9 protein-coding genes are annotated in these 12,281 nt (G+C 66.4%); all 9 read right to left on the bottom strand.

Annotated features, from left to right (window positions below):
* Positions 1-208: 208 nt before the first annotated feature.
* On the bottom strand, positions 209-517 hold the full coding sequence (locus AXK61_RS16235; RefSeq protein WP_068746359.1) for a hypothetical protein: 309 nt from the start codon (positions 515-517) through the stop codon (positions 209-211).
* A gap of 80 nt (positions 518-597) precedes the next feature.
* Entirely contained in the window at positions 598-1,938 is a 1,341-nt protein-coding gene (locus AXK61_RS16230) for a PPE family protein (protein WP_068746358.1), read from the bottom strand.
* A gap of 13 nt (positions 1,939-1,951) precedes the next feature.
* Complete coding sequence (locus tag AXK61_RS16225) at positions 1,952-2,224, bottom strand: PE domain-containing protein (RefSeq protein WP_068746357.1); 273 nt, start codon at positions 2,222-2,224, stop codon at positions 1,952-1,954.
* 97 nt (positions 2,225-2,321) lie between these two features.
* Positions 2,322-6,542: a type VII secretion protein EccCa gene (gene eccCa / locus AXK61_RS16220; protein WP_068746356.1), complete on the bottom strand. Its 4,221-nt coding sequence runs from the start codon at positions 6,540-6,542 to the stop codon at positions 2,322-2,324.
* Entirely contained in the window at positions 6,539-8,140 is a 1,602-nt protein-coding gene (gene eccB, locus AXK61_RS16215; RefSeq protein ID WP_082789388.1) for a type VII secretion protein EccB, read from the bottom strand. Before eccB ends, eccCa begins: the two co-directional genes overlap by 4 nt.
* Positions 8,133-10,085, bottom strand: a complete 1,953-nt coding sequence (locus AXK61_RS16210; protein ID WP_068746355.1) for an AAA family ATPase — start codon at positions 10,083-10,085, stop codon at positions 8,133-8,135. Before AXK61_RS16210 ends, eccB begins: the two co-directional genes overlap by 8 nt.
* A 128-nt stretch (positions 10,086-10,213) precedes the next feature.
* Positions 10,214-10,555 (bottom strand): hypothetical protein, encoded by a 342-nt coding sequence (locus AXK61_RS16205; protein WP_068746354.1) that lies wholly within the window; start codon positions 10,553-10,555, stop codon positions 10,214-10,216.
* Between the two features lie 11 nt (positions 10,556-10,566).
* Positions 10,567-11,136 (bottom strand): hypothetical protein, encoded by a 570-nt coding sequence (locus AXK61_RS25060; RefSeq protein WP_156485700.1) that lies wholly within the window; start codon positions 11,134-11,136, stop codon positions 10,567-10,569.
* 49 nt (positions 11,137-11,185) lie between these two features.
* On the bottom strand, positions 11,186-12,281 hold a 1,096-nt coding region (locus AXK61_RS25460; RefSeq protein WP_197466839.1), incomplete at its 5' end, for a hypothetical protein.

Below are 12,281 nucleotides of genomic sequence, written 5' to 3'. Positions count from 1 at the left end.
AACATGCTGATAGCTCTCCTGATCCACACCCACCCAGTTACCCGCATTCAGATTCGCGGTGTTATTGGCCGTGAGCTCAGCAATATTCGCATCCGCCACCGCCGCAGCCTTACCGAAACTCGCCGACGTGGTGTCATAGCTCGCGTAGTTGACCAGAATCCGGTCGACACTCATGGAAGTTCTCCTCTACTATTCGCAGTCGATCAGGTCAGACAGTGGCATAGCCGGTGAACAACGAACCACCATCACCATCGGTATTAGCGATCAAACCACCATTCCGATTCAGCGCCTCAGCGATCGTCTCCAACTTCTGCTGCTCCGAATTACACACGGCGATCAACTCATCCATATGCGCAACAGCCTTGTTCGTCGTATCACCCGCATTCGCGGCACGATACGCCTCAGCAGTAGTACGCACGAACTTGATGTTCGCCAACGTCAACGCAGCCACATCATGCGTCTTCGCGGTACCAGCAGCATGCGCGACGGTGTTCAGGTCATAGATCTGCGGGGGCATTGCATTCTCCTCCAGTTCGTCAGGGACGGTTCGGTTCGAAACAGCGGATGGGTCTCAGCGGTGGGGTTCCAGTGCGATGATCAGGACTCCTCCCCGCCGGCCGGCGCCCCGATGGGCACGGAATCCAGCTCCGGGGCCGAGTCCTGGTACACGGGCATCGTCGCGGTCGCCGCCACGACGACGGGCTCGCGCTTCCTCCCGGTGGACCGGGCGACGGGGGCATTGCTCGCCATCGGCTGGGGCGTGCGCATCGGCTCGATCGGCACGCGGGGCATCGTCGGGGCCGGCGGCGGAACCGTCAATCCTCCGGTCAGCCACTTCGACGGTGCCGCATACTGCGTCAGCCCGCCGAGCCCGCGGACCGCGCCGGCGCCCGATCCCACGGGCGAGCCCTGCGCCAGGCGCTCGAGCGACGGTGAGCCGGGCTGTGTCCCGAAGTATCCGACCCGCTCAGTCCGGTGGTCCTTGTCGATCGACGACATGATCTGGCTCAGCGGCTGCATCACCGTCTGACCGACCTGAGCACCGGCCTGCACGGCCTGTTGGGGGATCTGGACGAGGGTCTGCAGGCCCTGCATCGCCATCTGGGGCCCCTGGCTGCCGAGCTGCTGGATCAGCTGCTGGCCGAGCTGCTTCCCACTCGAGGCCCGGCTCGGTTCGTCCGGACTGCGTCCCTCGGCATTCTTGGCGTTGGTCGCCCCTTGATCGGATCGCGCGTACGAGTTCACCCCGACCGTCTGGCCGAGCTGAGTGCCTGCGAGAACCCCCGCCGATGTGCGCATCGACAGCGTGCTCGCCACGGCCGCCGCGCCCTGGGCCGCGAGCGCCACGTCCTCCACTGCGGCTTCGGCCGCCGTGGCGGCACCCGCGGCGAGCGGGTGCACCGAGACCGCCGACGGTGCGGCCAACGGCTTCGGCGGCAGGAACGGGTCGAAGCTCATGTTCAACGTCGTATTGGCCAGGTACACGAACATCGAGCCGGAGTTCTGCGCCCACATCCCCGCGTACTGGGCCTCGTTGGCGGCGATGGGTGCAGTGTTGACGCCCAGGAAGTTGGTCGCGTGCAGTGTGGCGTTCGTGACGTGATTCGTCGTGATCTCGGGGATCTGCGCCATCTCGGCCAGCGCGCTCGAGTAGTCCGCGGCCTGTTTCGCGTGACGGGTGGACGCGACGAGCGCCTGTACCCGCACGACCTCGTTGTACGCGAGGTAGGTCGCCACGTTGCGCGTCATCAGCAGGGTCTCCGGCGCCTGCCACGCGGCCGCCAGGCGGGTCAGCAGCCCGAGCAGGAACGCAGATCGCGCGCTGACGGACCCCGCAACGGTCGCCCAGGCCGCAGATGCCGCGGCCGCGGGCGCGGGTCCCGCGCCCGTCATCAGGCGCCCGACGTTGACCTCGGGCGGCAGCGCTGGAAAGGTCACTGCGCCGGCCTCGTCAGAACGTGACGGCGTTGTCGGCGATCACGTACGTCGCAGCGACTCCGGCCAGGCTGACACCGTACTGCGCGACGACCGCATGCTCGACCACCGAGGTGGACAGGAAGTTCGCGGCGTGCACCGTCGAACTGGTCGACGCCAGGAGCGAGACCTCGTCCGCTCCCGCGGGCTCGGAAGACCCGAGGGCCGCCGCAGTGCCTGCGACGACTCCCGAACTGGCCACGACGTTCGTCACGACCTCGCTCGTTCCGGACACCAACTGTGCCGGCATGACATTCAACCCCATCGGAAGCTCCCCCTCGTATGAGTGTCGCTTGGTACCTAATCAGCGTGGATCCGATTCGTCAAGCCATTCGCCGACTGAGACGTCAGCCCCACAGGTCCTCGCCTGTATCGGCCTCTCCGCGCCGCGCCCCGTTCCAGGCGATCTGCACGATGTCCGACGCCGCGCCCCGGCCCGGATGGAACCGCGCGCGACCGGCCAGGCCGAAGCGCTGCGCCCGCTCACCGCCGATCGTGACGTTGAACTTGTCCGCGGACAGGACCACCGCCATCGCGCTGTTGGTGTCCAGGTACTGGATCAGCGGATCCGATGTCGACTTGTAGAGGTACTCGCCGTCGTTGACCACCAGGATCACGTGGAAACCACGGATGACACCGTCGTTCATCAGCTTCACGGTCTGGGTGATCGGATGGTTCCGGTCACCGCGGGCGACGACGGCGTCGTAGTCGTCGACGATGAGGAAGATCTCTGGGCCGCTCCACCAGTCCCGGCGCGCGAGCGCCGAGGCGTCCGCGCTCTCCGGCACCCGGCGATACGCCACCTGAGCGGGGTCGGTCTCGCCCTCCCCCATCCATTCGACGAGTCGGTCCTGCCACTTCCGCAGGAAGTCCATCGGGTCCGAACCGTGCAGGCCGATGTTCTTCGGGTTCGGCGCGAACGCTCCGCGATGCACCCGCTTGGGATCGAGCAGCGCGATCGCGCCGTCCTGGATCGTGGGGTAGCGCCGGCTGATCGCCTCGATGAGGGTGTGCACCATCGCCGACCGGCCCGTGCCGCTGTCGCCGACCACCACCATGTGAGCCTCGCGCCCGAAGTCGGCCAACGCGGAACCACCGTCGGACTCGCGGATTCCGAACGGCAGCCGGACTCGCTCACGGTCGCTGGCCTCGGGCACGAGCGTCGCGAACAGCTCGTTCTGCAGAACGCTCTCGGGAAGCGCGAGCAGCCGCGGTGCCACGACACCCGAGGTGTTGCCGCGCCGAACCCGGTCGACCACCTCCGCGATGCCGCGGCTCAGTGTCGCCGAGTCGGCGTCACCGTCGGCGCGTGGCAGTGCCACGAGCGCGAGCAGATCGCGGTCCGTCGTGATGACGTGCCCCGCGCGGTCGGGAACCTGCTTGTTGCGCTGTGAGTTCACCACGGACATGTCGTAACTCGCGGTGGAGACCCGGCCCTCGACGATGGTGTGCATATGGCTCGCGAGACCACGCAGGACGGTGTTCCGAGCCGTCGTGATCACTAGGTGCACACCGTAGTTCAGGGCGCCCGAGGCCAGCGATTCCAAGGTGGGGACCTTGGACTCGAAGACGCCGCCATCGGTCACCGCCGCGTCGAATCCGTCGATCACGATGAACACGTCGCCGAACGCGTCCTCCGCCAGCACCGGCGCGGACGGATCCGCCCGCATCCGGCGGTAGTCGGCCATCGAGTTGACGCGGTACTTGCGGAAGAGCTTGGCCCGGTACTCGATGAGATCGGCCGTCTGGGAGACGATCCGGTTGATCGCGTCGTCCTCCGACCGCGTGGCGATCCGGGAGACGTGGGGCAGCTCCTCGAGTCTCATCCAACCGCCGCCGGTGTAGTCGACCACGAAGAACTGCACCTGCTCCGGCGAATGGGTGAGGGCCAACGAGGTCACCAGCGTCATCGCCGCCGTGGTCTTGCCCTTCTGCGGGCCGCCGTAGATCAGCACGTTGCCCTGGCCACCGGACAGGTCGAGATGCCATACGGGCTGCTGGTGCCGAGCGGGGTCGTCGAACACACCGAACGGCACCTGCAGCGTGGCGGGAGTAGTGGCCGTCGGAGCCACCCACCGGTCCACACCGAGCGACGGTGCCACCGCGTCCAGTGTGGTGGACGTGAGTTCGGGCAGCCACGGCTTGTACGCGGGACGCGCCGGCGCGTTGGTCAGCAGGTCCTTCACCACGGTGAAGACCGTTGGCGCGGCGAGCAGTTCCTCCTCGGTGCGCACCGTCTCCTCGTCCTCGATCACCTCGGCCTCGAGGTTCGGGATGTCGACGCGACGCGCCGAGAAGCTCCTCGACGCCAGATCGGTCGGCCGTGCGTGTGCAACCTCTCGCACCTCGACGGCACCGGCTGTCTCGGGCGCGAAGTAGGGCTTGCCCGTGAAGCCCGCGTAGAACCGGATCAGGTCGTCCTCGTGCAAGGTCTTCATCAAGCCGTTGCCGGGCTTCCCCGGTAGGTTCTTCGCGTCCGGCACACCGATCACGGCGCGGGAGTCTCCGGCGGTGCCGGTGCGAAGTGCGATGTGGTAGTGGATGTTCGACTCGAGTCCGCGCGAGCGGGCCATCTCCGCATTCTGCGAAGCGAGCAGCAGGTGCACGCCCACGGACCGGCCGACGCGGCCGATCTGGCTGAAGATGTTGACGAACTCGGGCTTGGCCTCGAGCAACTCGGTGTACTCGTCGATCAGGACCAGTAGTGCCGGCATCGGCTCGAGTTCGGGACAGTGGCCGGACTCGCGCGCCTTCTCGTACTCCGTGAGACCGATGATGTTGAACGACGGGTACCGCGCCGCGGCGCTGTCGAACAGCTGTTGCCGTCGCTTGAGCTCGCCGGTGATGACCTCCATCATGCGGTCGACCATGCTCTCGGACTTCTCGAGGTTGGTGACCACCGCCGCGACGTGGGGGATCTCCTCCATCCCCTGGTACGTCGCGCCGCCCTTGAAGTCCACCAGCAGTAGGTTCAGCATCGACGGCGAGTGGAACAGGCACGCGTCCAACACGAGACAGCGCAGGAATTCCGACTTGCCGGAGCCAGACGTGCCGATCATCTCGCCGTGCGGGCCGGTGCCGCCCTGGCTCGCCTCGCGCATGTTGAGGAAGATGCGCGCACCGTCCGGCGCGAAACCGATGGGGAAGTTGAGCCTGCGAGGGTCGTCGAACCGCTTGATCCGCTGCCAGAAATCGACCACGTCGATCGCGCCGGGGTCCTCGACGCCCACCAGGCTCGCCCAGTCGCGTCCGGTGTCGTGGCGCTCCTTGGACAGCAGCGATGTCGTGGTCTCGAGCTCCCACCGTGCGAGTCGACGGGCGGACGTGTGCGAGTCGATCTCATCGAGGTGGTCGGCGCGCGCGATCTCCTTCGGCGCCTCGAGCGGCAGGTCGGAGTCCCATCGAGTGACGATGCCCGCCGCATCGACGCTGAGCAGCACGGCGTGCGGATAGGTGTCGACCACGCCGTCGGGAGGGGAGATCAGGATCCAGGTGACATCCGCGATCGACGCGATCGCCTGGTCGGTCATCCGGGCCCGCTCCGTCGAGTCCACGATGACGACGGTGTGGCGCGTCCGGCCCGTCACCTCGGACTCGGTGGTGAAGGGGCGGGCGTAGTCGATCACGCGGTCCGGCTCGGACACCGGAAGGTCGTCGCTGCCGGCCAGTTCCTCGAGGAACTCGGTCCAGTTGCCGTAGATCATGCGCCGCGATCCGAGCGCGTCGACGAGGGTCGGATGCTGCGTGTGCGGCAACCATTTCGTGTACGCCCACGGCCCGCCGTCCGGGTCGTCCGTGACCACGGCCAGACGCATGCGGTCGGGACCGTGCGTGATGGTCAGGTGGTTGAGCATGGCGCGCACCATGCCCAGCGCCCGGTCCCGATCCCCGCTCACGCCGAGCACCGGGAAGTTCCGCAGCGTGAACGCCAGCGGCATGTCCGCGATCGTCGAATGCGTGTGCAGGAACTTGACGGTCTCCGTCCACTGCACGGGGTCGAGGAACTCTCCGTCCGGCGCCTCCGGCGTGACGAGCTTGGCCTTCGGCACGATCCGGCCCCGGCCGTACCGGGCCGCGCTGAACCGGATCTTGCGCTCGGGGTCGCCGCCACTCACCTCCCACATCCGCTCGGTGCCGATGATCGACGCAGCCATGGCGGGATCGGGGTAGGCGTGCACGAGCGCCTCGTGGTAATTACGGCCGCGTGCCAGGGCCTTCTCCCGGGACGTACCGATGGCGCGGCTCGCCTGCTTGCGCTCGTGCAACAGCTGAGCCCTCGACTTGCCGGCGCCACCGCCCGGCCCGCCGCCCATGTACGCGAACATGCCGAACAGCAGCATCATCGGCATGAGCAGCATCGTCGGACTGAAACCGCGGTTCATGCGGATCATCATGAACAGCATGCCGAGAACCGCGACCACCATGACGACGGGCATCATCACGGTACGGAGTTTGCTCGGCGGGTCGATCTCGTCGATGGTGTCCGGCGTCCGGACCTCCACCTCCTTCTTGATGACCCGCGGCTCCTTCTTAGGGTGCAGCGGCGGCTCGAACACCTGCCTGCTCATTTGGTCCCCTTCGGATCGAACTTCTCCACCACGGGGTCCTGAGCACCGCCGTCGTGCTTGATCGATGCGCCGGCCTGCGAGAGAGTGGGGCCCGAGGCGAGCAGACTGATGACCGTCCACGGCGCGGGCACCGGATTACTCAGCCCCAGGGCCTTGGCGGAGGCACCGGCATCGCTGGACCCCTGATCGTCGATGCCGTAACGGATTCCGGTGTCGGCGATCCAGAACTCGCCGCCGCGCTCACGCGAATCGGGGGCGGAACCCGTCGCGTACACGTAGCGGCCGCTGTTCGGCGGCATGTACACCTCGTCGGCGATCGTCCCCTGCGATCCGGGGCCTCCGATCAACGCGATCCGCGCCGCGGATTGTGCACTCGTCAGAGGCAGCGTCCGAGCGACGAGGACGCGCTCGATCGCGGTCGGATCGTCCCCCTCGCGGGTCCAGGAGGTGCAGGTCACCGGCTCACGTACGGGGTCGGCCAACCGTACTCTGCCCGACGGGAAGTGGTCCACCGCGATCTTTCCCGCGACCTTGGGCCACTGGTTCGCGGTGGCACTCTCGACCTCGACCACACCCCCCTTCGCGGGCGAGACGTCCTGCAGGATCGTCGCCGCGGTCTGGGAGATCTGCTGGACGCCATCGAGTGCCGCCACGTAGTAGGTCCAGCCACCGTCGACGGTGGGCACCCGGAGCGTCGTGCCCACGAGGAGGTTGGCGCCGTTGGGAAACCGCACCGGCTTACCGAGGTCGGTGATCGGGGGCGCGTCGATGGGCTCGCGCGCGGCGAGCGCGTTGAACAAGCCCGACGACATCGGGATCACGCTCTCGTCGAGCCCGATACCGAGCGCCTCCCGGACGGCGGAATTCCGCAGGTCGACCCGCGCCCGGACGACGGTTCCGCGGTCCTGGTACACGAGCCAGGACTGGTTGTCGAACCGCACGAGGCGGGCTCGATCGTCGGAGAGGTCGGCGGTACCGTCGCCGGTGGTCAACGGACCGCCGATGACGGTGACCTTGACCGCCGCCGTCGCGGTGGTCGGGAGGCCCGTCGCGGGGTCGAGTGGGACCGCCGCGCCAGTGGCGGCGGTATCGCAGATCGCCCACTGCGAGGTGCGCGACGTCGAATTGCGGATCGCCGTGGGCGCGTACGGGATCCCGACCATGGGACCGCGCGGCATCTTCTCGATCTCGGACGACTTCGCCTGCACCGGCGCGGTGGGGGATCCGATGATGAGCTGCGCGGAGACCACGTTGGGTACCGGACTGAGCGCATTGCCGACCTTCACGTACAGGGCGCCCGTCTGGCTGTCCTGGATGATGTCGGCATCCTTGACCTTGCCCGCGGGGAACAGCACCGCGCCGATCACGCAACCGATCATGCCGACGAGCCCCACCGCCAGGGCCACGTACAACGGAGCGCCCTGGTACTTCTTGACGTCGTCGATCCATCGGGTGTCGCGGCGGACGAGCGCTTCCTCGTTGCGGCGCTGCAGATACGCCTCTCCCGACTTCTGATACTTGGTGGTCAGACGGAAGCCGCGCACACGCTCCTGCAGTCCCGACTTCGGACTGGAGGGATCCGGATTGATCTCAGCCATCGTTCTCCGCTTCCCAGTCCTCGAGAAGGTGCCATTCCGACCATGGGAAGTTCGGCGACACCCGCAATGTCTCTTCGTAGGCCAGCCGGACGTCGTCGAGCTCCAGCGTGCGCAGGAGCCTCCGCTTCTCGTCCGAGGTCATCGATGATCGGTCGACGGCGCTGACCCGGAAATCACGGAAGCCGCGCGCGGACGAGATCACCGTCCGGACGAACCGAGCGTTCGACATCAGGTCGACCCCGCTGCACAGTCGCCCCTTGATGTCGAGCGCGTTGACCGCGGCCAACCGCCGGTTGTGCCGATGAAGGTAGTCCAGGACACCGTCGGCGAGCTGCTCGCGGTTCTTCTCCGCCACCGATCGCGCAATCTCGACCAGTTCCTCAGGGGTGAACGACGAGAACGACAAGCGCGACGGAAAGCGCAGCGGCAGACCCGGGTTCACCTGCAACAGGCGGTTCATGTCGTCGTCGTAACCCGCGAGCACGACCACGACCTTGTCGCGCAACGGCTTGTCGCCCTCGTTCTCGATGCGGGCGAGCAGCACCTCGAGCGCCTCGCGCCCGAACCGGGAGGCCTGGTCCTCTCCGTCTCCCGCGACCAGTCCGTACGCCTCGTCCAGGAAGAACAGGCCGCCGCGGGCCTCGTCGATCAACTTGTTCGTGCGGATGCCCGCCTGACCGACATAGCCGGTCATCATGTCGCTCGGCTGGTGCTCGTAGACCTCGGGTCGCGCGATCACGCCGAGGCCGTAGTAGAGCTTCGCCAGGATCCGGACTCCCGTGGTCTTACCCGTGCCGGGCGGACCCGTGATGATCGCGGAGAGGCGCATCTCCTCCTCCCGATGGTCCTCACCCAGTTCCTCGCTGAGCAGCTTGCGCTCCCGGTCCATCTCGACCTTCGAGGCGAGACGCCGGATCTGCGACTTCACGTCGGGGCTGCCGACCAGCGCGTCCAGCTCGGCCCAGGCGTCGCGGAGGACGGCGTCCCGCTGCCGGTCCAGCGTTTCCAGCTCGATCTCCAGGGCCGTGGTCCCGGACGCCGGGTCCCACGGGTCCGCCCGGGTGTTCAGCGATTCGACGGTGACGACCTCGAGCCTGCCACCCGCCGCCGCGTGCTCGAGGTCCGCGCGGGCGGAGATCCAGGCACGAGCGTCGCGGATCAGCTTCGCCGCGGTCTCCTCGTCACCCGTGGCCCGCAGTGCGTACGCCTGAGTCACGATCAGGCTCGCATGCACCAGCTTGAACTCCTCGGCGCCCATCGCGCTCTTGGTGGCCGCGAGCGCCTGCTGCGCGTCGCCGGTCCCGACCAGGGCCCGCGCGTTGAGCGCCGTGACGCCGAGTTGCCAGAACCGGACGGCACCGTCGACCTCCGGCGACGTCCAGAGGGGCTCACGACTGTCCGCGATCGTCGAGAGCACCTCGGGCCAGCGGTGTGCCAGCCCCAGCAGGCACACCCAGAGGTACCGGACGTAGTTGCGCTGCGCCGGCGAATCGCGGCCGACCTCGCGCTGCAGTCGGGTCAGTTCCTCCGCAGCCTCGGCGAGGAAGCCGGCCTGCGCGAGGATCACTGCGGCACCCGCACGTGCGTAGACCAGGTCGGTGACGGGCATCCCCAACTCGACCACGCCCATCTGGACCGGGATCTTCAGGCCGAGCGCGCCCTCGCCGGGGTCGATCGCGATCCCGTTCCGCTGGAGCTCGACGCCGAAGTTGCGCGCGGACTGCAGGACGCCGCGGGCCGCGTCCGGGTCCCGCAGCTGCGTGCGATCCACCGCCATGAGGCCCAGCCACGCGTCGCACATCATCGGGTCGGCCTCCACGGCGAGGCGGAAGGCCTGAGCGGGCTCACGGGAATCGGCCCGGTCGGCGAGCGAGCGCACACCTAGGGCGAAGTAGCGCTGCGCGCTCGGGTTCGATTGGGTCATCGTGCCTACGTCGTCCTCCACCCCGGCATCATGGTCGAGCACATTCTACGGGCGGACCTGGTACGACTCGCGTCGACCGCCGGACCACGGGCACCGGCGACGAACACCGGATGACAATGCAGTCCGCGACGAACCACCGTTTGCGGATACTACCCGCCCTGTCGCTCGGCTCCGACCAGGAGCTCCGTGACCTCCGCCTTCGTGAGCGGGTCGTCGCGGAACGGATCCGGACAAGCGCTCCAGGTGTCGCCGGTGAGCCCTATCCGCCACCGCGCGGGAGCGTCGTTGAAGTCGAACCACTGTCCGTCTCCCAACCACAGCGCCCACATGTCCTCCTCGGGGAAGGTCCGGCCGAACCGGAGGTAGACGGCACCCTGGTCGGAGCGCGCGACCATCCAACCGAAGTACTTGTCGCTGGCCTCGAAAACGAGGTCGCCGGCCAGCAGTGCGGCCAGGTCGCGGACCTGGGATGCCGCGATGTCGTCATACATTGAGGAACACCTCACGGTTTGGACAGTTCTACAACGGTCGTGAGGCTCACGGTGCTTCCAGAATCACTTTGGCGGAACACATTGAGCCGCACGTTCCACCCATCACGATTCCACTCCTTGGACGAGACGCGCGCCAGAGCACCGCAATCGATAACGGAGGCATCAGCTAGTTTCAACGCCAGGTTCTCCCTTTCCGTGAGCCCGCGACCCGCATCGCGTGATCCATGTGCGCAACGACCGACAGGGAGAGAATCCGGGGCGAACTGGACCATCTCCGAATCATGCACCCCCGTGTTGTCACGCTGAAAATCGAGTCCCACGATCGGGTCCACCTCTGCGACACGGACACTCGAGAGTCGATATGAGTCCAGCCATCCACTTTCGGTGCTGAAGAACCGCCGCTGTCCCGACCCGAGGCGATCCAACGGCGTCAGCAGGTATGAATTCAGCTGATCGATAGTCCGACGATCCGCCGCGGAATCGCCTGCGAAGAAGAAGACACTCAGCACGACACCGACGACAAGCGACACAACGATCATAGTGGTCAATGTCAGCACGATTCGCCTCAGATAACGCTTCACGCGACGCCTGGCCCAGCTGGACACACAGCGCAGATCCTGAGATAGTTGCTCACAGCTTCCCTGCCGAGGTCCGAACTGAGCCAGATCCCGTTACCAAGAACTCGTTGGCGTAACCGAGTTGGTACAGCTTGACCATGTTCGACGACGTTTGATGTTGAATGTCCCCCCAGTCGCCTTGGGGAGAAAAGTTGTAATAGTCAGAGACGTCCGGTCGCCACGACATGGAGTACTCCCCGTCCGGGGACATGGTAATGGAATACGCACCCGAAACGGCATACCGCCCAAGCGTCGTCACGGAATCTTCAGAGTTTCCTGAAACACCTGTGATCCATCGTGTGTTCCCAGAAGTGGTGATGGTCCGTCCAGACGTTCGCGCCTGGGAGAATGCACCCTGGAGCGCTTCATTCTGCAGCGAATCAATAGCAGTCTTCACAGGCTTCTGATACGCCGTAGTCGACTCCGATGTCCAGGAATCAACGGTCGACGCAGGAAGCTCGACCGGACTTCCACTGTTGCCCAGGTAGTGTGCGAGTAATTTTGCCGCGTTCGGTTTCCCCGATGCCTTGAAATATGCCGCCGCCGCCCAACCGTTGGTACGGAGATCAGTCGCACCTTCGACTCTATTCAAGATTCCACTTTCAGAGCCGCGAACCGCCTGATTGTCACTCTCAACGGGCGCTGCTGGCGGTGGCAGGTTCGGAGGCTGCGCACGTGCGGGACTCGGTGCGCGGATGGCACCGGGCGGGATCGGCCCGACGAACCACGACGGATACACCTGCAGACCACCAGGCTGAGACTGCCGCGCCAACAACCCCGCCACAGCATTACGCGCCTCCTCGATCGCATAACCCGCCGCAGCGTAAAGCCGCATGTAATCATCCTCGACCAACGACGCCGCCAAACCGTTGAACAACTCAACAGCCGCAGTCACCGCATTCCGCGCAAGAACCGTCAACACCGCCGACTTCCCCACAGTCGCCGCCATCGTCGCCGTCGCATTGTCATAACTGATCTTGATCAGATCATTGACGACCTTGGTCTCCCCATACCGAGGAATACCCAGATCACCCTGCGGAATCGCATACGGCGTCTCCGCCGCCTGCGGCAACGCCGGCGTCCCCTTCCCCAACGTCGCACGCAACCCC

The organism is Tsukamurella pseudospumae (assembly GCF_001575205.1).
In the GTDB taxonomy this organism is placed as follows: Bacteria; Actinomycetota; Actinomycetes; order Mycobacteriales; family Mycobacteriaceae; genus Tsukamurella; species Tsukamurella pseudospumae.
Note: the sequence above shows the minus strand (reverse complement) of the source record. Positions and strands in the feature narration are given on the sequence as shown.

What these genes read in the sequence shown, in the direction of transcription:
- AXK61_RS16205 (WP_068746354.1), bottom strand. Translation starts at nt 10,555, where the DNA reads ATGTATGACGACATCGCGGCATCCCAGGTCCGCGACCTGGCCGCACTG.
- eccCa (WP_068746356.1), bottom strand. Translation starts at nt 6,542, where the DNA reads ATGAGCAGGCAGGTGTTCGAGCCGCCGCTGCACCCTAAGAAGGAGCCG.
- AXK61_RS16235 (WP_068746359.1), bottom strand. Translation starts at nt 517, where the DNA reads ATGCCCCCGCAGATCTATGACCTGAACACCGTCGCGCATGCTGCTGGT.
- AXK61_RS16225 (WP_068746357.1), bottom strand. Translation starts at nt 2,224, where the DNA reads ATGCCGGCACAGTTGGTGTCCGGAACGAGCGAGGTCGTGACGAACGTC.
- eccB (WP_082789388.1), bottom strand. Translation starts at nt 8,140, where the DNA reads ATGGCTGAGATCAATCCGGATCCCTCCAGTCCGAAGTCGGGACTGCAG.